This is a genomic window from Collimonas sp. NPDC087041 (assembly GCF_044745265.1).
Lineage (GTDB): Bacteria > Pseudomonadota > Gammaproteobacteria > Burkholderiales > Burkholderiaceae_D > Collimonas.
In genome coordinates this window covers 1-22,258 of sequence record NZ_JBIUZX010000012.1, presented here as the reverse complement: position 1 = coordinate 22,258, position 22,258 = coordinate 1, and the positions used below count along the sequence as shown (strand labels likewise).

18 protein-coding genes are annotated in these 22,258 nt (G+C 58.1%); 5 read left to right on the top strand and 13 right to left on the bottom strand.

Going from position 1 to position 22,258, the window contains the following annotated elements:
- Nucleotides 1-126: 126 nt before the first annotated feature.
- A complete protein-coding gene (locus ACIPF8_RS19760; RefSeq protein WP_400424222.1) occupies nucleotides 127-1,389 on the bottom strand; it encodes a cation:proton antiporter in 1,263 nt (420 codons plus the stop codon).
- Between the two features lie 249 nt (nucleotides 1,390-1,638).
- On the opposite strand from ACIPF8_RS19760, the gene ACIPF8_RS19755 reads away from it, so the two are divergent.
- Nucleotides 1,639-2,571: a 2-hydroxyacid dehydrogenase gene (locus ACIPF8_RS19755; RefSeq protein WP_400424219.1), complete on the top strand. Its 933-nt coding sequence runs from the start codon at nucleotides 1,639-1,641 to the stop codon at nucleotides 2,569-2,571.
- Nucleotides 2,572-2,659: 88 nt separating this feature from the next.
- On the opposite strand, the gene ACIPF8_RS19750 is transcribed toward ACIPF8_RS19755, so the two are convergent.
- Nucleotides 2,660-3,814, bottom strand: a complete 1,155-nt coding sequence (locus ACIPF8_RS19750) for an ABC transporter substrate-binding protein (protein WP_400424217.1) — start codon at nucleotides 3,812-3,814, stop codon at nucleotides 2,660-2,662.
- Between the two features lie 334 nt (nucleotides 3,815-4,148).
- Here ACIPF8_RS19750 and ACIPF8_RS19745 point away from each other — a divergent pair, with 334 nt between their 5' ends.
- A complete protein-coding gene (locus ACIPF8_RS19745) occupies nucleotides 4,149-4,925 on the top strand; it encodes a tyrosine-protein phosphatase (RefSeq protein WP_400424216.1) in 777 nt (258 codons plus the stop codon).
- 77 nt (nucleotides 4,926-5,002) lie between these two features.
- Here ACIPF8_RS19745 and ACIPF8_RS19740 read toward each other — a convergent pair whose 3' ends face one another.
- From ACIPF8_RS19740 to ACIPF8_RS19725, 4 genes are all read right to left on the bottom strand, one after another.
- Entirely contained in the window at nucleotides 5,003-7,090 is a 2,088-nt protein-coding gene (locus ACIPF8_RS19740; protein WP_400424214.1) for a M13 family metallopeptidase, read from the bottom strand.
- 172 nt (nucleotides 7,091-7,262) lie between these two features.
- The gene (locus ACIPF8_RS19735) at nucleotides 7,263-9,956 is read right to left on the bottom strand and encodes a M1 family metallopeptidase (protein ID WP_400424212.1); all 2,694 of its coding nucleotides are present in this window, start codon (nucleotides 9,954-9,956) and stop codon (nucleotides 7,263-7,265) included.
- Nucleotides 9,957-10,190: 234 nt separating this feature from the next.
- Nucleotides 10,191-11,489 (bottom strand): ATP-binding protein, encoded by a 1,299-nt coding sequence (locus tag ACIPF8_RS19730; RefSeq protein ID WP_400424210.1) that lies wholly within the window; start codon nucleotides 11,487-11,489, stop codon nucleotides 10,191-10,193.
- On the bottom strand, nucleotides 11,489-12,187 hold the full coding sequence (locus ACIPF8_RS19725) for a response regulator (RefSeq protein ID WP_400424209.1): 699 nt from the start codon (nucleotides 12,185-12,187) through the stop codon (nucleotides 11,489-11,491). The genes ACIPF8_RS19730 and ACIPF8_RS19725 overlap by 1 nt, the downstream gene beginning before the upstream one ends.
- Before the next feature lie 170 nt (nucleotides 12,188-12,357).
- Between ACIPF8_RS19725 and ACIPF8_RS19720 the strand changes: the two genes are divergently transcribed.
- Entirely contained in the window at nucleotides 12,358-13,179 is an 822-nt protein-coding gene (locus ACIPF8_RS19720) for a MipA/OmpV family protein (RefSeq protein WP_400424207.1), read from the top strand.
- Between the two features lie 27 nt (nucleotides 13,180-13,206).
- Nucleotides 13,207-14,418 carry an SDR family oxidoreductase gene (locus tag ACIPF8_RS19715; RefSeq protein ID WP_400424205.1) on the top strand — a complete coding sequence of 404 codons (1,212 nt, stop codon included), beginning with the start codon at nucleotides 13,207-13,209 and terminating at the stop codon, nucleotides 14,416-14,418.
- A gap of 92 nt (nucleotides 14,419-14,510) precedes the next feature.
- Here the strand turns inward: ACIPF8_RS19715 and ACIPF8_RS19710 are convergent, their stop codons facing one another.
- The 7 genes from ACIPF8_RS19710 to ACIPF8_RS19680 all read right to left on the bottom strand — a co-directional run bounded on the left by ACIPF8_RS19710 (nucleotide 14,511) and on the right by ACIPF8_RS19680 (nucleotide 20,868).
- The gene (locus ACIPF8_RS19710) at nucleotides 14,511-14,756 is read right to left on the bottom strand and encodes a GlsB/YeaQ/YmgE family stress response membrane protein (protein WP_400424203.1); all 246 of its coding nucleotides are present in this window, start codon (nucleotides 14,754-14,756) and stop codon (nucleotides 14,511-14,513) included.
- Nucleotides 14,757-14,953: 197 nt separating this feature from the next.
- Entirely contained in the window at nucleotides 14,954-15,454 is a 501-nt protein-coding gene (locus tag ACIPF8_RS19705; RefSeq protein WP_400424201.1) for a DUF3761 domain-containing protein, read from the bottom strand.
- 481 nt (nucleotides 15,455-15,935) lie between these two features.
- Nucleotides 15,936-16,508 carry a YceI family protein gene (locus ACIPF8_RS19700; RefSeq protein WP_400424200.1) on the bottom strand — a complete coding sequence of 191 codons (573 nt, stop codon included), beginning with the start codon at nucleotides 16,506-16,508 and terminating at the stop codon, nucleotides 15,936-15,938.
- Nucleotides 16,509-16,543: 35 nt separating this feature from the next.
- Nucleotides 16,544-17,125 carry a YceI family protein gene (locus tag ACIPF8_RS19695; RefSeq protein ID WP_400424512.1) on the bottom strand — a complete coding sequence of 194 codons (582 nt, stop codon included), beginning with the start codon at nucleotides 17,123-17,125 and terminating at the stop codon, nucleotides 16,544-16,546.
- Nucleotides 17,126-17,159: 34 nt separating this feature from the next.
- Nucleotides 17,160-17,684, bottom strand: a complete 525-nt coding sequence (locus ACIPF8_RS19690; protein ID WP_400424509.1) for a cytochrome b — start codon at nucleotides 17,682-17,684, stop codon at nucleotides 17,160-17,162.
- Between the two features lie 344 nt (nucleotides 17,685-18,028).
- Nucleotides 18,029-19,156: a hypothetical protein gene (locus ACIPF8_RS19685; protein WP_400424198.1), complete on the bottom strand. Its 1,128-nt coding sequence runs from the start codon at nucleotides 19,154-19,156 to the stop codon at nucleotides 18,029-18,031.
- Between the two features lie 2 nt (nucleotides 19,157-19,158).
- The gene (locus tag ACIPF8_RS19680; protein ID WP_400424196.1) at nucleotides 19,159-20,868 is read right to left on the bottom strand and encodes a SulP family inorganic anion transporter; all 1,710 of its coding nucleotides are present in this window, start codon (nucleotides 20,866-20,868) and stop codon (nucleotides 19,159-19,161) included.
- Between the two features lie 212 nt (nucleotides 20,869-21,080).
- Between ACIPF8_RS19680 and ACIPF8_RS19675 the strand changes: the two genes are divergently transcribed.
- A complete protein-coding gene (locus ACIPF8_RS19675) occupies nucleotides 21,081-21,983 on the top strand; it encodes an NAD-dependent epimerase/dehydratase family protein (RefSeq protein ID WP_400424195.1) in 903 nt (300 codons plus the stop codon).
- The last annotated feature ends 275 nt before the right edge of the window (nucleotides 21,984-22,258 follow it).

Below are 22,258 nucleotides of genomic sequence, written 5' to 3'. Positions count from 1 at the left end.
ATGTTAAAGATTGTCATGAAAGTTCAAGCAATACAACAGCTTGCTTGCTGGGCTCGCATTGCCTAGGTGTGATATCTGCGGATGCCGAACGGCACGCATGCTTGTTGAGGGCGGCCGCAATCCAGATCAGGTCGGCACCGGGTTTCCATCATCCATTTTTCGATTATTGGTAATCGTACTTTCCTGCCGTTGCCAGCGCCGCAATAGTGGCACGGTCATGGCGGTTGTCACCAGAGCCATCAGCACCAGCATCGAATACACGGGTACCGGCAAGATACCCAACTGCAAACCGATCGTCAGCACGATCAGTTCCATCAAGCCGCGGGTATTCATTAACGCGCCAATCACCCTGGCGTCGCGGTGCGGGATGCCTGACAGGCGAGCGCCCAGATAGCTGCCACCGAATTTTCCAAAGATTGCGGCGGCCAGGAACAGGCAAAACCATGGCCAGAAATCCGCCGACTGAATGCTGCCCAGCGAAACGCGGATACCGGCATAGGCGAAAAAAACCGGCATCAGGACCAGCTCTACAAAGCTTTCTACCCGCTGGCGCCACGCTTGCACAAGTGCGGGATGGCCACGCAGGACGAGCGCCGCCATCAACGCGCCGAAGGCGCTGTGAAAACCGATCGTTGCCGTGATCCACGAGGAGAGCAGGACATAGCAGATGACGCATGCCAATATCGCTGGCGACATCGCCATTTCCTTGCGACGATTGAGCAGGCGCTGCCACAGCGGTCTGGCGATCAACACGGAGGCGGCGACAAACGCGCACAGCAGGCCGAGATCGCGCAGCGTCTGGCCGAAGGAAAATGTACCCGCGGCGAGGGCCGCAATCACTGCCAGCATCAGCCAGCCGAGGAGGTCGGTGAACGTGGCGGAGGCCAGGGCCAGGGCCGCCGCCGGCGAATCGCTCATGCGTAGATCCATGACGATCCGTGCCATCACAGGCACCGCGGAAATCGACAGCGCCAGGCCGCAAAACAGAATGTAACCCAATGGCGCAACCTGCGGCGCGACGATAGGCCTGGAGACAACGCCGATCGCGCAACCCAGGGCGAACGGGATAATCATCCCAAGCAGCGAAACCGTCAACGGCGCAGTCATCCTGGCGCGTCCTTGCAGGCTTTTGAGATCCAGGTGCAAGCCTAGCTGAAACATCAGCAGCACCAGGCCGAGTTCGCCCAGCTGCGACATGGCCGGCATTGTCACGCTGGAAAAGAGGGAGTGATACAGATCGATATCGATTGCGCCGAGGAGCGACGGGCCCAGCAGCAGGCCGGCGGCGATTTCACCGACCACTTTCGATTGCCCCAGCCGTTCCGCCAAAGCGCCGCAGATGAGCGCAGCAAGAATGATGACGCCAAGTTGCAACAACCAGATTTGCATGTCGATCCTTGAGAATGACTTCACTACAGTTATGTCGAATGCCAGCGGTCGCGCCATGGCCGGCTTGCTGTTGCTGCGTGGCGCCGAATTATACCTTTCAATTACGCAGGCACCGCCGCCTCTTCGGGCCGTCGCCGCGTGATCAAAGACGGATTTGGCGTCAGCAAGCAGGCAAGTGTACTTCGCGGCTATCATTACATGCAGTGCCGCCATGGCGCGCCTTGTCTAACTCTTCTTTGCCGATATCCGATGCTCTCTACCTTACTGATCCTCAATCGCTTGTCCGATGAAAACCTGCAGCGTATCGGCCAGCATTTCAACATTGTGTATGCACCGACGGCCGAGCTGCGGCGTGCCGCCATTGCCAGCCATGCGGCCGAAATCCAGGCGGTGCTCACCATCGGCTCGATCGGTTTGCAGGCGCAGGAAATTGCTGCGATGCCCAAGCTGGAATTGATTTCCGCACTGGGCGCCGGCTTTGAAAACATCGACGTCGCCGCAGCGCGCGAACGCGGCATCACCGTGTCCAACGGCGCCGGCACCAACGATGCCTGCGTTGCCGACCACGCGATGGGCCTGCTGTTGGCGACGGTACGCGGCATTCCGCAGTTGGGTGTGGCCTTGCATAAGGGAGTCTGGCGCGATGCCTTGCCGTTGCCGCCCAGCGTCTCCGGCAAGCGCCTTGGGATTATCGGTATGGGCACAATCGGCAAGCAAATCGCGCGACGTGCGGCCGGCTTCGACATCACGATCGGCTATCACAACCGCTCGGCACGCGCCGATCTGCCATTTGATTATTTCGCGTCGCCGCTTGAGCTGGCGCAATGGGCTGATTTCCTGGTGGTTGCCACGCCTGGCGGCGCCGGCACCAAACACCTGATCAATCGGCCGATACTGGATGCGTTGGGACCGCGCGGCTTTATCGTCAATATTGCACGCGGCAGCGTGATCGATACCGCAGCGCTGGCGCTGGCCTTGCGCGAAGGGAGGATCGCCGGCGCCGGCCTTGATGTTTACGAAAGCGAGCCATTGCCGCCGACAGAATTACTGGATTTGCCGAATGCGGTGCTGACGCCGCATGTGGCCGGCTGGTCGCCGGAATCGGTGGCGGAGACGGTGCGCCTGTTCCTGGAAAACGCCGACCGCCATTTTTCCGGGCAAGCGGTATTGACGCCTGTTTGAAGGTGGCACATGCGCATATGCATTGCACATAAAAAAATCCGGCGAATGCCGGATTTTTTATAGGGAGCCGATAGTCAACACCAGCACATCAATTCAGGAATTTTTTATCCTTGGTAATCATGGTCATGTCGACGAACTTCGAGCCGTTGTGATTACTGCCGCTGAAGTTGATGTCGAAACCGCCGCCGTTGTAGTTCTTCATGTTGATAGATTCCAACGCCTTGACCAGTTTTGCGCGCGTCAAATCCTTGCCGGCGCGCTTCAAGCCTTCAACGAATACTTTCGCTGCAATGAATCCTTCAAGACTGGAAAAATTGGGCTCCTTGACGCCCGATTTTTCCATCAGTTTGGTGTATTCGGTTACCACTGGAGCCGATGATCTCCATGGGAATGGAACCACCTGAGAAATCACGACGCCTTCGCCATCCTTGCCCAGCGCATCGGCCAGGGCTTGGCTGCCGACGAACGACACGTTATAGAACTGGCCGTTATAACCTGCCTTGCGCATTTCCTTGATGTAGGCGGCGCATGATGCATAGGCGCTGATCTGGATGATGGCGGCAGGGCGTTTCGGCAATACCTTGCTGACTGCCGCGCTGACGTCGGTGCTGTTGCGTTCCACCGTCGCCGCTTCAACCAACTCCAGGTTCAATTTCTTCATGGCGCGCTGCACGCCTTCCAGTCCGGCGCGGCCATAAGCGTCGTTCTGGTAAAACACGGCGATGTTCTTGATGCCGACGTTCGCCAGCTTTTCAACCAGGTGCTCGGTTTCGTCAAAGTAGCTGGCGCGAACGTTGAAGACCTGATGGTTCAGTGGCTCGCGTAGCGATTGGGCGCCGGTGACCGGCGCGAAGAACGGCACGCCGGCTTCGGTGAAAATCGGTAGGGCCGCATTGCTGGTCGGCGTGCCGACATAGCCGAACAAGGCAAATACGTCGTCCTTTTCGATCAACCGCTTGGTGTTGGCGGCAGCCAGGTCGGCTTCGTATTTATCGTCGGCCTTGATGATTTCGATGCGTCGTCCATACACGCCGCCCTGTTCGTTGACCGAGTCGAAATAGGCCTTGGCGCCGGCATTCATCTGAATTCCCAGTTGAGCCGCCGGGCCGGTAAATGCGGCGGATTGCCCCAGCACGATTTTCTGATCGGTCACGCCTGATTCGGCAAAGCTGGAGGAGAGTGGGCTGCTGATGCCGAGGACCAGGGGGAGCACAAACGATAGGAGATGGCGGTGAAGATGCATGAACGCTACTTTCAGATGTTGATCAAACTGCGCAATGTTGGAAGAAATATAGCAATCTTCTAATATTGCTCTAGCGCATATTATAGAGTTATTGCGTGAAGAAAACAAAAGAAGGCGGCTGTTTGGCAGTAGTTGATGTATTTACTTATTTGCACCACGCGTCGCGAAACCAGGCGTCTGCAGCGCTCAGCAGCCAGGACTGCTCTCATGCCGATGCTCTAAAATGGCCGTTCTGTGCAGAGTGCGAAAGCTCGCAGATTCAATTTATATGAGGGGTAGGAATGATTTATTTTTCGACGCAACACAAGCTGTCATTCCTGGCGACAGGTGGGTCATGCTGAATTCGTCCGATAAGCAGGAACAGCAGGAGCCGGCGAACGGCTACATCGAATTCGACAAGATCCAGAATACCCGCGACCTGGGTGGCCATGTCACCGCCGACGGCCGCACGATACAGAGCGGAAGATTGCTGCGCGGCGCCAATCCCGGCATGGCATCCGCTGCGGATATCGCCAGGCTCAAAACATATCGGCTGGACGTTGTGGTCGATTTTCGTATGGCTTCCGAGAAGCAGGCTGCCGAAGCGTCTTTTGCCGAATCTTTCAACTGGATTGCGGATCCGGTCGTGGTTGGCAATATGTCGCAAGAGGCGATACTACCTTTGCTCAAGAGCGGCAATCCAGAAAATAGCCGGCAGTTCATGATTGATTTTTATCGGGCTTTCCCGGTGCAATACCAACCCCAGTTCCAGCGCTTCCTGCAGTTCGCCGAGCAGAACAAGACCATGCTCTATCACTGCACCGCCGGCAAGGATCGCACCGGTTTTGCCAGCGCACTGCTGTTGTCGGCATTGGGCATCGATCGCGCCGTGATCGTCGAGAATTATCTGGAGTCGAACCGCCACAATGCCACGGCAAATGCGCAGGTACTGGCGCAGATCACTAAAGCGCAGCTGCCGCAGGAAATGATTGCGCCGTTGCTGGCAGTGGATGCCGCCTACATCGAAGCGGCGCTGCAGGTGGTGGAGGATGAATACGCCGGCATGGAGAATTATTTGCGGAACGTGCTTGATATCGATGTTGAGCGGATTCGCGGCAATTATCTGGAATGACCGTCGTCGGGACCGGTACATAAAAAAAGCCACCGACGAGTCGGTGGCTTTTGAGACAGCATGACTGCGTCAGGCTTTTACCACATGATGACGCGTTGCTCAGGCGGCAGGTACATCTTGTCGCCCGGCTTGACATCGAATGCGCTGTAGAAGCCTGGTTGGTTTTCCAGCGTGCCGTTGCCGCGGAAGCGTGGCGGCGAGTGCGGGTCGGTCTTGACGTAGACGATCGCTTGCGCGTCGCGTACCTTGCCGCGCCATACTTGGCCCCAGCCCAGGTACAGTCGTTGATCGCCGGTCAGGCCGTCGATCACCGGCGCTGGCTTGCCGCCCAGCGACAGGTGATATGCCTTGTAAGCAATTGCCAGGCCGGAGTTGTCGGCAATGTTTTCACCCAAGGTCAGTTCACCGTTGACCTTGTAGCCTGGAACCGGGCTGTAGGCGCTGTACTGATCCACCAGGGCCTTGGTCTTGACCGCGAATTTCTCGTGGTCTTCCTTGGTCCACCAGTCACGCAGGTTGCCGACTTCGTCGTACTGGCTGCCCTGGTCGTCGAAGCCGTGGCTGATTTCATGGCCGATGACCGCACCGATGCCGCCGTAGTTGACTGCATCGTCAGCGTTGGCGTTGAAGAACGGCGGTTGCAGGATGGCTGCCGGGAAAACGATTTCGTTGAATTCCGGGTTGTAGTAGGCGTTCACGGTTTGCGGTGTCATGCCCCATTCGGTGCGGTCGACCGGCTTGCCGAGTTTGTCGACGTTGCGCTTGTATTCAAACTGGTTGGCGCGGATCAGGTTGCCGACCAGGTCGTCACGCTTGATGACTAGGCTGGAGTAATCGCGCCATTTGTCTGGATAGCCGATCTTCAGCATCAGGGTAGACAATTTCTTTTGCGCCTGTTTCTTGGTGTCCGGTCCCATCCAGTCCAGGCCATCGATACTTTGATGGTAGGCGGCGATCAGGTTGCCCACCAGTTTTTCCATGCGCGCCTTGTTCTCTGGCGGGAAGAACTGTTCGACATACAGCTGGCCCAGGCCTTCGCCGATGCCGGCTTCCAGCACGTTGACGCCGCGCTTCCAGCGTGGTTCATTTTGCGGAATGCCGCGCAGTACGGTGCCTTTGAAGGCGAAGTTCTGGTCGACATATTCCTTGGACAGATCGGCAGCAAAGCTGCTCAGCACATGCCATTTGAAATAGGCCTTCCAGACCGGCAGCGGCGTGCTTTGAATGATCTTGTCCAGGCCCTTGATGTAACTTGGCTGGCTGATCACCAGATACGTGACCTTGTCTTTCAAGTCGGCGTCGGACAGGTAGTCATTCCAGTTGAAATGTGGCGCCAGTGTTTGCAGTTGTGCCAGTTCAACCCGGTTGTAGGTCTTGACCGGATCGCGGTTCTCGACCTTGGTCCATTGCACCTTGGCCAATGCGGTTTCGAGTGCGACGATGCTGGTGGCATTTTTCTTTGCAGCCTTGTCGCCGGACATCGTCAGCATGGTTTCGATATGCGCACGGTATTTGTCCAGCGTGTCCTTCAGCTTGGCGTCGTCGGCTTTCAGGTAGTAATCGCGGTCCGGCAGACCGAGGCCGCTCTGGCCGAGATCGGCGATGACCCTGGTCGAATCCTTGGCGTCCTGGTGAATGCCCATGTCGAATGGCGCGCTGACGCCGATGCTGTTCAGGTGCGCGATCAGGCCGGCGATCTGTTTCTTGTCCTTCAACGCATCGACCTTGGCGAATTCTGCGCCGAGCGGCTTGATGCCGAGCGTTTCCAGTGCAGGCTCATCCATGTAGCTGGCGTACAGGTCAGCGATCTTTTGCTTGTTGGAGCCTGGTGTCAGATCTTTTTCAGCGCTGACTGCATCGACGATGGTATGCAGCTGGTTCAACGAATTTTCACGCAGCTCGTAGAAAGCGCCCCACGACGATTTGTCCGCCGGGATTTCGGTTTTCTTGAGCCAGGTGCCGTTGACGTAGTTATAGAAATCGTCCTGCGGGCGCACCGACAAGTCGGCGTTCTGCATGTCGATGCCGCTCGCCAGGGTAGTGGCGGCTACTGCGGCTGCAACGGTGCGTGGCGATGGCGATTGAGTCTGAGCGAAGCTGGCGGTGGAAGCGGTGTAACCCGCAATCATGGTCAGCACTGCTGCACAAATGAGAGATCGTTTCACGAGTAAATAATCCTTATGAGAAGTCGTCGGAAAAACAGCCTTGTAGGCATTCTGAAAAATCTATTGGCGGCCAGGGCTTGATCCGCTTGTTGCCATGTTTAAAACATTCTTTTAAAAAACCAAACCACAATCTTATATCGTTTTTAGTAAGACATTACATCAGGAACATCGATCAGCGCAGGATTGCTGCAGGATCCTGCTTGTCGCGCAATGCCGTGCACAGCAAGGTATTTTCGCGGGTCTGCGCCAATCCGCGTTCGGCGCCGGTCAATTTGCCGAGCATCGGTTCGAAGAAAGCCGTCAGGCGATCCGCTTCGCTCTGTGAGCAGGCGTCACCGGCAACCAGCGCCGGCAATTTGCCGCCGGACGAATCGCCGCTGCGGTTGACCAATTGCTCATGATTGGCGGTGAACCATTTCCACATGGCTTCGCGGCCTTCGCCATCTTCTCTGCTGGCGCGCAGCAGGGTGCTCATTTCGCCGACCTTGACCAGCGGGTCGAGCGCAAGATTGCGGGCACGCTCGGCATTCGCGGATGCGGTGGCCGCGCCCAGGCCGCTCAATATGGCTAGGCGCTGTGCCGGCTCGCTGGTGTTGCCGAGCGCCTTGATCAGGATATCGATGGCTGGTGTGCCGCGTTCCTGCGTGCTGACCGCCAGCACTGAGCGCAGCAGGTCAGGATTGGCGCGTGTCAGTTCCAGTTTGCCATCGGCGTTTGTTTGCAACGCTTGATCGCCTTGCGCCAGCAATGTCTTGCGCACTTCCGGCAATTTGATGTCGAGCGCCAGGAATTCGGCCAGCGTCGCACGCAGCAGCGCATCGTCCTGGCTTTCATTGGCTCGGCGCTGGTAACCGAACTGTTGCAGGCGCGGCAAATACACCTGGCGTGCCAGTTCGGTCAGGCGCGCGTGCTGGGCATCTGTGCGGGCTTCGTATTTCGACAGCCACTGGAGCGACGGCAGCAGTGCCGTCGCCACTTCGCGGCTGCTTGACTGTGCCAGGCGCGGCGCTGCCGCCAACACCGCAGAGGCGTCAAGATCGCCGCGATTGAAGCCGGCATTGATCGCATCGGCGTAGGCCAGTTGTTCGGTGTTGGGGAGCGATGCCAGGTTGTCGGTCAAGCGCGCCAGGTCGGCGTGCGCCATGTCGAATCGATAGTAGCCGGCAGCGTCTGCGTTCGGCATGTACCAGCTGGCCGCGGTCGCTCCCGGCAGCACCATCTTGCCTTGTTCCTGGTCCAGCAATTCGCATTTTGTCTTGCTGGCCGCAGCGGCGTCGACGCTATAGCGGACGCATACCGGAATGCCCCACAGGCGCTTGGCTTCGCCGGTTGAGCCGAGCGGCAGGTAGCGTTGCTGTTTCAAGTGCAGCACTGCCTGGCCGTTTTCCCAGGTCAGTGCGGTATCGACCAGCGGCACGCCGGATTGGTCGAGGAAGCTGCGCATGGCCTTGGCGAAACGCTGGTCTTTACCCGAGGCTTTGGCCAGCGCGCCGACCAGGTCGTCCGCGGTGGCATTGCTGAACTGATGCTGCTGGATGTAGGCACGGACACCTTGGCGGAACACGTCGGCGCCCAAATAGCGCTCGAACATGTTCAGCACGGCTGCACCTTTTTGATAGGTGATGCCGTCGAACGCGGTTTCGATATCGCCGTTATTGGTGATCGGTTGGCGGATACGGCGCACGCTGACCAGGCTGTCGCTTTGCATTGCCCGGTTGGCGCTGCTGATCAATTCGAGGTCGGCATGGTATTCCGGATGCAGCTGTTGGGTGATTTTGCTTTGCATCCAGGTGGCGAAAGCTTCGTTCAGCCACAGGTCATCCCACCACGGCATCGTTACCGTATCGCCGAACCATTGATGTGCGAGTTCATGCGCGGCGACGTTGAATGAGCTGCGAACGTTATTGGCGGGGGAATGCGCGTCCAGCAGCATCAGGAAGTCGCGGAAAGTCACCAGGCCGGGATTTTCCATCGCGCCGGCAGCGAAGTCGGGCGCTGCCAGCAGATCGACTTTGTCGAATGGATAGCCGAAGCCGAAATAGTCTTCCAGCGCGGTGATGATCGCCGGTGTCTGTGCCAGCGCCGGTTTGATGCGCGCACCTTCACCCTGCGGAGCGATGCCGCGCAATGGGATTGGCTGCTTGCGCCATTGCGTGGCCGGGATCTGCGGCCCGTCTACGACATCCCACGGACCGACCGCGAATGCCACCAGATAGGTCGGCAACGGCCTGGTTGGCGCGAAGCTGAGCTTGTGCCAGCCGTTCTCCAGTTTCTGTTCGGCGACTTGCTGCGTGTTCGCTACGGCGACCTGGTTTTCAGGCGCGCTCAGGCTCAATGTGAACGGGGTCTTGAAAGCCGGTTCGTCGAAGCCGGGAAAGGCGTAGCGGGCGCTGATCGCTTCCATTTGTGTAATCACGTATGGCGCGCCCTGGCTGCTGACCTTGTACACGCCTTCGAGTTGTTGATTGAAGGGCGCACGGTATTCCAGGCTGACGCTGTAGCGTCCGGCCGGCAGTATCTTGCCGAAATCGAGTTCGGCGACGCCTTCCTTCGGCGCTGCGGCTTTGTACTGTGCCGAGTGAATTTTTTTTGCGGCATCGGTCAGCGTAACTTTGCTGACGTTTAAATCCTGGCCATGCAGCCACAGGTGATCGGCGGCTTGCTTGAGTTCGATGTCGATGGTGGCGTTGCCGGAATAATCCGTCTGGCGAGGATCTATGCGGAAGTCGAGATGGTAGGCCAGGGGTTGAACCCAGCGCGGTAATTTTCCCAGGGGAGCTGCATCATTCGGGGTCGCCGCTGCGGCGTTGAATGAGGTAATGCTGATAGCGAGAGCGGCTAATGTGAAACGACGGGTAGTGCACATCACAAGTGAAATCCTCCCAAATTTGGTCTTGGGATTCTAGCGCGCGTGGCGTCGATGTGCCAGGGTTAAATCGTATGAACAAAAAAAGTAAAATCGAAATGCGTATCGCGCGCAACGCATTTGCCCTGGCGGGTTGCGGGCAAATGCGGTGAATCTGCGAATGTCAGTCAGGTTGCCTTATTTGGAATAACAGGAAGTGATAGATGCGCCTCAAAATGACTCTTAAAATGACTCTTATCGATCAGGCAAAGGAAAGCGCAACACGAACATCGCGCCACCGAGATCGGAGCTGCCGACGCGGGCGCTGCCACCGAGACGCTCAGCAATTTTCTTGACGATCGCCAGGCCCAGTCCGTAACCGCCGGTGGCACGGTCGCGGCTGCGATCGAGCCGGTAGAACGGATCAAAGACACGCTCCCGTTCCTGCTCAGGAATGCCCACACCGTCATCCTCGACGATCAGGTTCCAACTGCCGCCGGCGCGGTCTATTTCAGTGCGCACCCGGATGGTGCTGCGGCTGTAACGCAGCGCGTTGCGCATCAGGTTGGAGAAGGCGCGCGCCAGGCTGCGTGGTTCGGTAACGACTTCACGTAGAGCAGGGGAGATCGACCAGATAACGGTGTTGCGTCGTAGCTGCAATTCTTCCAGGGAGACGCCGGTGGCGCTGCGCAGGAAATCTTCCAACGGGATGGTTGCGCTCGGTTCAGGCAGCGACGACTGTTCCAGCATGCTCAGCGTCAGCAATTCACCGACCAGGATATCCAGTTCCTCCACATCCTTGCGCATCGCCTGTATACGTTTGTGGGTGCCGTTGTCTTCGGTCGTATCCATCAGATTGACCAGGCCGAATTCGAGCCTGGCAAGCGGCGTGCGCAATTCGTGGGAGGCGGCGTTGACCATCTCCCGCTGCGCCTTGATCAGGCTGGCGATGCGGTCCGCCATATTGTTGAAGTACGCGCATAGCTGTTTGATGGATGAATTTTCCGATAACTTGGCGCGTGCATCCAGCGCACCTTCACCGAAGCGTGCCGCGGCGATGCGCAATTTTTCCAAGTCGCGCCAGTGTGGCGTCAACCAAATCAGCATCGCCGCCAGCATCACCGTGAAGATGACGACATAGGCTATGGCTTCCGTTTTGTCCAAATTGTATGAGCGGATTTCTATGACGCCGCCGTCTTCGAGGGCCGCATAGATGCTGATGCGGTTATGGTCGCCACGGCCAGTCCAGACCATGTGGTAGCGTTCCAGTTCGCGGTGTTCCGATGGCGACAGTTCCTGCATTTGCTCGGGCGACAAGCGGGTGTAGCGCCGTGGACTCAACCGATTCATGCGCTCCAGTGCAGTCTGCTGCTCGGCGCGGCTGAGCGGCGCCAGGGAGTCGCGCAGCAGCGTGACTTCATTGCTGTACTCGCTCAGCATCTGCGCTTTGAATTCAGATTCGAACAGATACGGAAAGCCTCTTTGCACAAACACGATGGCGACGATCGACAGCGTGGCGACGATCAGATACAGGCGTACCAGAATCCTGAGCATTACTCCTCCCAGGCGATCGGATTGAACAAATAACCACGGCCCCAAACGGTCTTGATCTTGCGCGGTTCCTGGGCGTCGTCGTCGAAACGCCTTCGCAAACGGGAAATGCTGACATCGACCGTGCGGTCGATGCCGTCGAAGCCGATGCCGCGCCAGCGCTTCAACAGTTCATCGCGACTCAGCACTTTGCCTGCGGCTTGAAGCAGGATCACGAACAGGTTGTAGTCGGCGGTCTTGAGATCAACTTCTTTGCCTTTCCAGCACACTTGGCGCGCCGACAGGTCGACCTCCAGTTCTCCAAAGCGCATCGGCGCATCGGCCACATTGCGATCGTGCCTGTCGACACGGCGCAGGATCACACGCAGATGCGCCAGCAACAGGCGCGGTTCGACCGGTTTCAGCATGTAATCGTCGGCGCCTATCTCAAGCCCGGTGACCTGGTCGAAAATGTCGGCGCGCGCGGTCAGCATCAATATCGGCAATGTCGAGTTCTTGCGGATGGCGCGGCAGATATCCATGCCGTCCATGCCCGGCAGCATCAGGTCAAGCACCACGATGTCCGGTTGTTCGCGCTCGATGGCTTCCAGCGCCTGATCCCCGCGCAGGACCAGCGACACCTCAAAATCGTAGCGGCACAGGTATTCCGATATCAGTTCGGCAAGACGTACGTCGTCTTCGACCAGTAAAACCTTCTTCATTGCTCTTTCCCCTTTTTTTGCATCATAGCGTTTCACCCGGATGCCGAATGGCGCCATTACAAACAAAAACATAATCACCGTGAACTGACACAGTTTCCCTACCGATGCACCACAGACATACAGCTCCGGACTGCCGAGAATGTGCACTGCCTTACTTACCGGAGAGAAATTTGAAACACCAGATCAAGTTATTGGCGGCCACCGCCTTATGTGGCGTCTTCGCCGCGCGCATGGCCGCTGCACAACAGGTTAGCCAATCCCAGCCACAGTCCGGATCCTGGCTGCAGGATAGCAAGGTCACGATAGGGCTGGGAGCCGGCGTCGCCGCGCGTTATGCCGGCAGTAACGAGTATCGGATGCTGCCGGTGCCGGTGTTGAACATCGTCACGCCGTCCGGGTTCTTCGTCGACAGCCTGCAAGGCGCCGGTTATAAGCATGACATCGGCGACCTGTTTTTTGCCAGCGCAGGCATTGGCTATGGGGTCGGCCGCAAGGATTCCAACGACGGCTTGCTGCCAGGATCGGCCAAGCTCAAAGGCATGGGCGAGATCAAGGGCTCGGTACTGGCCAACCTGGACCTCGGCATCAAGCTGGGCCATGTAGCAACATTCACCGTCGGCGCTTCACAGCCGCTCAGCAATCGCGAGCGCGGTTTGTCCTATCACGCCGAACTGAGTGGCACCGTGCTGACCTTGGCCAAGGATCAGGTAAGCGTGAGCGGTACCGCAGAGTTCGGCAGCGCCAAATACAACCAGACCTTCTTCGGTGTCACCGCTGAACAAAGCCGCAACTCGGGTTACGCCGCATATAAGGCCGACTCAGGCTTGAACGCGTTGACCTCTTCCATTGTCTGGACCCACAGCTTCAACCAGACCTGGTCGGTCTCGACTGTGCTGAGCGCCACGCATTATATGCAAAAAGCGGCCGATAGCCCGTTGATGCTGGACAAAACCAATTACGGTGGATTTACAACCGTGAATTATTCATTTTGACCGAATCAGAGCCGGTGGTAAAAAATCGTGTTTAACCTGTTCCCAAGGTCAAAGTGGTTGCGCCAGGAGCAAGATTTTGCTGCGCGCATGTCAGCGCTCGGACCAACGCGCATCTTCGTTACCGGCGCCACCGGTTTCGTCGGTGGCGCAGTGGCCGCGGCGCTCGTCGGCACCCCGCATTTCAAGCAGATGCTTTTTCTGGTACGTGCAAAATCGGCCGCAGAAGGTGCGCAAAGGGTGCGTCAATCGATCGCTCGCTTTTCCTCATCGGAAGTGCCGCCGCACGTGTCGGAAAGTCAGATTGTCGTAGGCGATTTGAACGATCCGCGGGCATTCTTGGACGCCAGGCTTGATCAGGTCAGCCATGTCATCCATGGCGCAGCAATTACCTCGCTGGCCAATCGGCAGGATATCTGGGCGGTCAACGTCGACGCCACCTTGCGGTTGGCAGAACGTTTTTCCGGCGTCAGCAGTTTGCGGCGCTTCGTGTATGTGGGCGCCGCGATGGCCTGCGGCGTGGCGCGCGGACCGCTCGTCACTGAAGCGCTGCGCTTGCCGGTCGAAAGGGCGCATCTGGCGCCATATACCGCATCCAAGGCGTGCGCCGAGAATCAGTTGCGGGAATGCTTTCCCGATCTGCCGTTGGTGGCGGTGCGTCCCTCGATGGTCATCGGCCATTCCTGGCTGGGCTGCAAGCCGTCCGCCCGTAATTTCTGGGTGCTGAAAGTGATTTCGGAACTGAACCGCTTTGTCTGCCCGCCAAGCGCCTATCTGGACATCGTGCCGGTCGACTATTGCGCACGCATTATTGTCGAGCTGACCTTGAAGAAATCGCTCAGCTTCTCTGCATACCATGTCTCCGCGGGGCAGCAAAGCAGCACCATGGTGGCCGAGTTGTTGCAGGCATTTCAGGGTTTGGGCGGCAAAGGCAAGGTGCAGGCTTACATGCGGGTGGCGGAGGCCGACTTGATGAACATGGCTCTCTCGCTCGGTGAGCGGCACGCGGCGCAACAGAAGGCCGGCGAGGCGCCGCATTACGAACCGTTCAATACCCGTTTACTGTGCAAGGCGCTGCGGCTGTATGGGCGCTTTTCGCGCTTGAATTATGTTTTCGATCAGCAGCGCGTGCTCGGTGAAGGCTTGCAACCGGCTCCTTCCTTCCTCGATTACATAAATTTGTGCGATCACTCGATCAGGAATTTGTCGCTGAAGTCGCAAATGGCTTGTGATTTCGAATAGGTGGGCGAGCGTCGCCGGGTTTGCCTGCGTCTGAAATGAAGAAACCCGCGGTTAAGCGGGTTTCTTGTACATCTTTTAGCTGTTGGCCAGACTCAGGCTCGTTTGATGAGCCGCAGAATGAACAACAGGATGACGGCGCCAATGGTCGCTGTCACGATCGATGCAATCCAGCCGCTGCCGACCTGGATGCCGAGTACACCGGCCAACCAGCCGCCGATGAAAGCGCCGACGATACCGACGATGATGTCAACCAGCACGCCGAAGCCGCCGCCCTTGACCAGCACGCCAGCCAGCCAGCCGGCAATCGCGCCAATTATCAACCAAGCGATAATACCCATGAGATTTCCTTTCAAGATTGACCATCTTTTGACTACCCGATAAGAGTAGCCTAAAAGTAACGGTGACATTGTTAAAGATAGATAAACCTTGGGGACCGGCCATGCTGCCGATCTTGCCTTGTCGTGATGAGTGGATGCGTCAAATGACCGCCAAATAATAAACGGGACCATCGCTGGCCCCGTTTATTGTTCGCTGCTTAGCTGCAGGCTTTGCCGTGATCGGCGTGATTGCCGGCTGCCTTGGCAGCGGCTTCCGACATATACGAACCCGCCTTGGTTGTGCCGTAATACTTGGTATTAGGGCAGTGGTACACCTTGCTGCTGCTGTTGACCCAAACCAGGCCAGGACCGCCGCCTGGCGCTGGAGTGCCGGCAGCTTTTGCTGTGGCCGCTGGAGCTGCCGGTTTTGCCATGGCGGCAGGAGCAGCCGGTGTTGCGGCCGGGGTTGCAGCAGGTGCTGCTGCGGCAGCTGGGGCGGCAGCAGTAGCGGCAGCGGCTGGCGCGGCGGCTGTTGTATACCATTCCTTCACGCCTTTATGGCCGGCGCAAGCGCCTTTCTTGGTAGCGTTGGAGGAGTAGCTACCGTCCTTGCACAGGCCGGTGCTGCCGGCTGGCGCTGCGGCCGGAGCCTGGGCAAAGCTGGTAGCGGAAGTCAGGAGGGCTGCTGCGACTGCTGCGGAAATAAACAATGCCTTCATTTTTTTCTCCATCTGGTAAGTGATGCTTATATGTACCGCTGATGCGGCACAGGCTGGGTTATCAATCTGTCTACTTGCAGCACGACTAAACGATGTGTTGTGCGCCGCACCTGGCAAAATGACCGAGGTGTGTATTCAACGCAGCCATATCCGATATGGCTGACATAACTTATCGCTACAATTGAAAACAATTGTGATATTTGTGCGGTGAATCGTTGATTTGATGAAATTTTTGGCGATTTGTCTGATGCATGCACGGAAACCGCCCTTGCGACCCGTTCTTTCTGGTCCGGCGTCGTGATCCGGCCAGTTTGTTGGCGGCCATGGCAACAGGCCCTGGCTGGGTTGAGTCAACAGTGGAGTAATGCTGCCATGCGGCCTTGCATGAACGGGGAATTGATAAGCGGGGTTGCCAATAAAAAAGCCGACCAGCAAGGCTGGTCGGCTTTATCGGGAGTTGCAGCAGCTGCTTGCTTGCGTCTTAGTTGGTCTTGAGCGCTTCGATCTGGATCGCCAGCTTCACTTCTGGCGCAAACTTCGGCACGCCATAGCTGATGCCGAAATCGCTGCGGTTGAATTCCGCTGTGGCGTCGGCGCCGCATACTTCGCGCTTCAGCATTGGGTGCTGGATGCACTTGAACGAATTGATGGTCAGTTTCACCGGCTTGGTGACGCCATGCAAGGTCAGTTCGCCGTCAACTGCGACCGGCTTGTCGCCGTCGAACTGGATCGAGCTGCTCTTGTAGGTGATATCAGGATATTTCTTGACGTCGAACATGTCCGGACCGGAGGCGTGTTCGTTCAGCTTGGCCATGCCGAAATCGATCGAGCTCGGATCGATATGGATATCGATCGAACCGGTCTTGGCGGCCCGATCCAGCGTCACGCTACCAGTGGTTTTTTCGAACTTGCCGCGCCATACGGAAATGCCCATGTGATCGGCGGCAAAGCTTGGATAGGTATGGGTCGGGTCGATCGTGTAGGTGTCGGCAGCCGCAAATGCGCTGGCGGCGCTGGCAGCCAGCAGGGAGGCGATGATGAGCTTGAGTTTCATTGCTGGTGATCCTTTCGGTGAGAAAAAATATTCGATTAATTCGCTACGAGGTGAAACTTGATGGTAATTTCGTCGGCCACCATGCTGGTGTCCTTCCATTCGCCTTCGCCGATGTTATAAGTCAGGCGCTTGATCGGCAAGGTGCCGTCAAATACTTGTGCGCCGCCTTCCTTCTTCACGCTCAGCGGGAAGCGCACGTCGGTGGTCTTGCCCTTGATGGTCAGCTTGCCGGCGACATCGTATTTGCTACCAGCCGGCGCGCCTGCGCTTGGCTTGATCGAGCTGGCGACAAAGGTCGCTTTGGCAAACTGCTGGGCGTTGAACCATTCTTTCTTCAACACTTCCTTGTTGTATTCCGGATCGCCCAGATCGAAACTCGGGATGGCGATCTCGACGCTGGCCTTGGCCGCTTCCGGCTGCGCGCTGTTGAAATCGATGACGGCGTTGAATTGCTTGAATTTGGCTTCAACCGGCACGTTCATCTGCTTGAAGACGATGGTGACGCTGCTCTTGGCCAGATCGGGCTTGAGCGGTGCGGCGAGTGCCGGCACGGCGGCGCCCATGGCCAACAGGCTGGCGCAGAAAACGGTATTGCGAAACAGGAGTCGCGTAGACATCATGGAAAGATCCTTTTTAATTTGGCGAAAATGATCAGGGCAGCATGCGTTTGAGCACGCCGTCGCGATCGATGAAGTGATGCTTGAGCGCCGCCAGGACATGCACGCAGACGCTGCCGAGCATGATCATGTTGAGCGTGTAGTGGACCAGTTTCAGCACCGGTTTCAGATCCGGATTCGGCGCGATCAGCACCGGCAGCGGGAAGATACCGAGGTAAGTGACCGGCACGCCGGCTGCGAGGCTATAGAAATAACCGGAGATCGGCACCGCAAAAATCAGCACATACAGCAGGATGTGCAAGGCATGGGCGGCGTTCTGCTGCCAAGGCTGCATGCTGTCCGGATAGGGCGGCGCGCCTTTGGTCTTGCGCCAGAGCAGGCGCAGGCAGGCCAGGCCGAGTACGGTCACGCCCATCCATTTGTGCCAGGAAAAATATTTCAGCTTGGTTGGCGTCAGGCCGGGAATGTCGACCATGGTCAGGCCGAGCGCGAAGGTGGCAATGATCAGGGCTGCGACCAGCCAATGCAGAACAATGGCTGTGACGGTGTAGCGTTGCAAAGGGAGCGATGTTGTTGTCACGTGTTTAATCTATCAATCTGTTTGGGGTTTCATCGACATTACGTTCCGTACGGGCATCTTGCATGACGTGAGTATTGCCTTGCTCCGGCAAAGTATGACTCGTAAAAGAGTCGCGAGTTTCCGCTGCGGCGCTTGAAGCAATCGCTTTACGTGTCTTGCTTAGGGCCTGCTCAAGGCCGTTAGCCGGCTCTAGAAACAGGCTCTAGGCCTTTACGGATTCGCTATGGTATCGGAAATTCCCAAATGCTGTTGCCGACCTGTCGCCACTAGGAATAATCCTAGCGGCATGGCCTGGATAAACGGCTTTCGGGGCACGAACGGATTTATTTGCGGCGGTAGACGCCTTGCTTGGCTGGCGTCGCATTGAGGTCATCCCCTTGCGCAAAAAAGGAAATCACGATTCGGGCGGGCATCACCGATGGCGCAATCTGCACCCGGTCGACCAGCACGCCGCCGATCACGCACTGGCTGTTGCGGGCCATTTGCAGCAGGACCCGCTGGTTGCTGCTTTCCAGTACCGACAGCCTGGCTTTGTTGCAAGTGATGGCGTCCAGTGCGTTGGCAAGGATGGTCACCGGATCACCGACATTGATATCGGCAAATTGTGTAGGCGTGGCGCTGGTCGGCAACCATGCACCCAGCGCCCAGCCGGGAATCACTGGCGGTGGGGGCGGCGGAGCCGGCGGCAGGGCCGCGACTACCGGCTCGGCGGCGGCTTCTTGGGGGGCTGCGGATGGGGCCAGATCCGGCGCCGCTGCGGCGACAGTTGTTGTGACAACAGGCATGGGCGCCAGCACAGTGGTTGGTACTGGAGCCGGATCGGCAGGCAGGGCGACGGTGGGCAGCGCCGGATCGGGGGCAGGCGGCGTTTCTGCCGCCGCGGCCGGCATCGCAGGGATTTCAGGAGCCGATGCGCTGACTGGTTCGGTGATTGACTCGGTCACCGAGGGCGCTACCACCTGCTGCGCCTGGACCGCGACCGGTGCTGCTGCCAGCAATGGCGTCGGAATGCTGGCCGGTCCCGGCGTCGGGATCACTGGCGCGGTCGTCACGGAATCGGCTGGCTGGGCTGAGCCGGGATTGCCGCCGATTAAGCCTGGCAACAACTCTATCGCCACCTGCCTGGAAACGGTGATCTGTAGCTGCGGCGTGTCGAGGACATTCATGACGCGCGCGGTATTGACGGCCTTGCCGTTGATGATGACGGTCAGGTTCTGGTCAAGGGCGGCGCTGCTCGCCGCCTGCATGCGCTGCTGGGCGTCCGGGCTGAGCGTGACTTCCAGCGCCAATGCGTCCGGATTGGCGCTGAAGGTATCCCTGATGTTCAGGTTGATTTCGGTGAAATCGCTCTGGGAAGAAAAGGCGATTTCTGCCGAATTCGCTGCCGTTGCCGTGGTCAGCGCATAGGCCGCGCAGAGCGAGGCTGCCAATATTTTCCAGCATGCACGCATGATTATTCTCCGGTTAGCTGTTCGGTAGGATGGTTGATCGCCTGCTTGTCCGCCAGCGCCAGGTGCACGGCTTCCGCCACGCTCAACGCACTCAGCGACTCAGCGGGAAAGACCGGGGCGATGGCGTTCTTCATGATGTCGTACACCGGATCCTTGAGACGCGCCAGCAACAGCCGCAAGCCCTTGCCGCTGACGAAGCTGAAAAAATCGTGCAGGCATTCCAGGCTGGAACTATCGAGGTCTGGCGATTCTTCCAGGCTGAGGATGACCGTGTGCACCGTGTTGCCGGCATTGAGGATGGATTCGCGGGCCTGGGTCAGGATCCGTTCGGCATTGGCGAAGAACAGCGGTTCATTGGGACGCAGGATAATGACGCCGGCTACCGGTTTGGCTTCCGGATGGGTGCGCATGTTGACGTAGTCGTGACCCTGGCCGAGTTGTCCGAGCACCGAAATGGTCGATTGCGAGAATTGCCGCAGCATCATGAGCAGGCTGATCGCAATCGACGCCAGCAAACCATCCAGCACACCCAGCAGCAGTACCGCAATCACCGAGGCAATCACCACCAGGCGATCGCGGCGCCATTGGAAGTAGGGACGGAAGATCATCGGGTTGAGGGTGTGGCCGACTGCATGGATCACGATTGCCGCCAATACCGGTTCCGGTGTCAGCGCGATGCCCGGCAACAAGGTCAGTACGATCGCCAGCATCACCAGCGCTGCAATCCAGCCGGACAGGCGCGACGTCGCGCCGGCGGCTTCATTGGCAGAGGTGGCGGAATAGCCGGCGCCGACCGGCATGCCGTGGAACAGGCCGGACAGCAGGTTGGATGCGCCCAGCGCCAGCAGATCGCGGTTCGGCGCCACCGTGTCATTGTGCTTGATCGCGAAGCTGCGGATCGAACCATACGATTCCGCATACAGGATCATGGCCATCGCAAAACCCAGTTCACCCAGGCGCAGCCAGTCGGCGCGCGACAGGATAGGCAGCGTCGGCGTCGCCAGCTCCAAATGGATGCTGCCGACCAGGCCGACTCCGTACTGCGGTAAATTGAGCCATTTGCCGGCAATCACGCCGATGACGATCACCAGCAGTGCGCCCGGCACCCGCTTCAGGCGTGCAAACAGGTACAGCAATGCCAGCGCTGTCGCGGCGACGGCCACGCTGATCCAGTTCCAGTGAGCGACCTGCGCCAGCATTTCAGGAATGAAGCGAGTCATGTCGCTGTGTACGGGTTGCACGCCGACCACGCTCGCCAATTGCTTGACGATGATCACGATGGCGAGGCCGAAAGCAAAACCGCGTAATACCGGCTTGGCGATGAAATCGGTGACGCTGCCCATCCGCGCCAGGCCGGCCAGCAGGAAGAACACACCGGTAATGATCACCAGGCCGATCGCCAGCGTCATTCTGAGGCCGGCGTCGCCATTGGCCAGCGAAGCGGTGGCAGCGGCCAGCACCGCGGCCGAAGAAGAGGTGGCGGAGACGATGGCAAAGCGGCTGCTGCCGAACAGGCCGTAGCAGAGCAAGCCGGCAAACAGGGCAATGACGCCGGTCTGCGGCGGCAGGTTGGCGATGCTGGAGTAAGCGACCGCTTCCGGCAACAGCAAGCCGGCAATCGACAGGCCGGCAATCAGATCGGCAACGGCGATTCGCTTGGCGGGCGGTGGCGGCAGGTTCAGGTCGTTTTGTTGTGTTTGTGAAACTGTCATGCGCCTCCCGGAAGGTGGACGTGCTTGTTTTTATTTTATGCTGTTTCTCAGGCAACGCGAAGCCGGAAAGAAACAAGACTGTTTGTTTGATGTGGCCATGACTCGGGCCTGTTGTTGATTTTAAGTCAAATATCATTTGTCGAGATGACCATTTTTCTCAATAAACAGGTCGTCCATACTGTTATCTGACATTTAACCTGCAAGGATTCAATATGAACGTATTTATTACAGGCGCAAGCGGCTTTATCGGCGGTTCAGTTGCAGTGCGGCTTATCGCCGAGGGTTATCAGGTGCGCGGCCTGGTTCGCACTCAAGAGCAGGCTGAACGTGTGGCAACGCTTGGCATCACGCCGGTGCTGGGCACGCTGGCCGACGGCGACATATTGACGCGTGAGGCAAAACAGGCGGATGCAGTGATCAACGCTGCCAGCTCCGACCATCTGTTTGCGGTGCAGACCTTGCTCGATGCGCTGGCCGGTTCGGGTAAGGCGTTCATCCATACCAGCGGTTCCAGCGTGATCGGCGACGATGCGCGCGGCGAGTGGGCATCGGAACAGATTTTCGACGAGAGCACGCCTTACACGCCGGCCCCAGAAAAAGCACCACGTGCGGCGCTGGACAAATTGATCCTGGATGCCGCCGGGCGCGGTGTGCGCTCGATCATCCTCTGTAATTCCATGATCTACGGTAACGGCCTGGGCGTGAGCGCGCACAGCGTGCAGATTCCGCCATTGGTGGCGCAGGCGCGTCGTAGCGGTGTTGTGCGGTTTGTCGGCAAGGGCGTCAATATCTGGTCGAACGTGCATATCGAGGACGTGACTGAGCTGTATCTGTTGGCTTTGCTGCATGGGGCGGCGGGTTCGATGTATTTTGTTGAGAATGGTGAAGCGTCATACGCACAGATTGGGGCGGCGATTGCGCGTCGTCTGGGATTGGGGGAGGCGCAATCATGGCCGGTGCAGGATGCGATTGATGAGTGGGGTTATGGGCACGCGGTGTATTCGTTTGGGTCGAATAGCCGGGTGAGTGCGGCGCGGGCGCGCAGGGAGTTGCACTGGCAGCCGCGGCATGTTTCGGTGTTGGATTGGATTGAGAACGACATGCGGCTGGATTGATTCGCATGTCGCTCTAAGCACTGCGGAGTACAGAGTTAAATGGGGTCAGAGTTTTTTTTCGGCGGAGTTTTGCCGAAAAAAAACTCTGACCCCTTTTAACGGGCTACGGAGTGAGTGCGGCGGTGCATCTACAACTGGTGCTCATCGTTACTTAATACTGTCGCTACTCCGTGGATGCTAGCCGGGGGTAGCCCGGCAGCTAGTCACTTTTCTTGCTTCGCCAAGAAAAGTAACCAAAAGAAGGCGATCGCACAGCCGTTGCCCGCCGTTGGCGG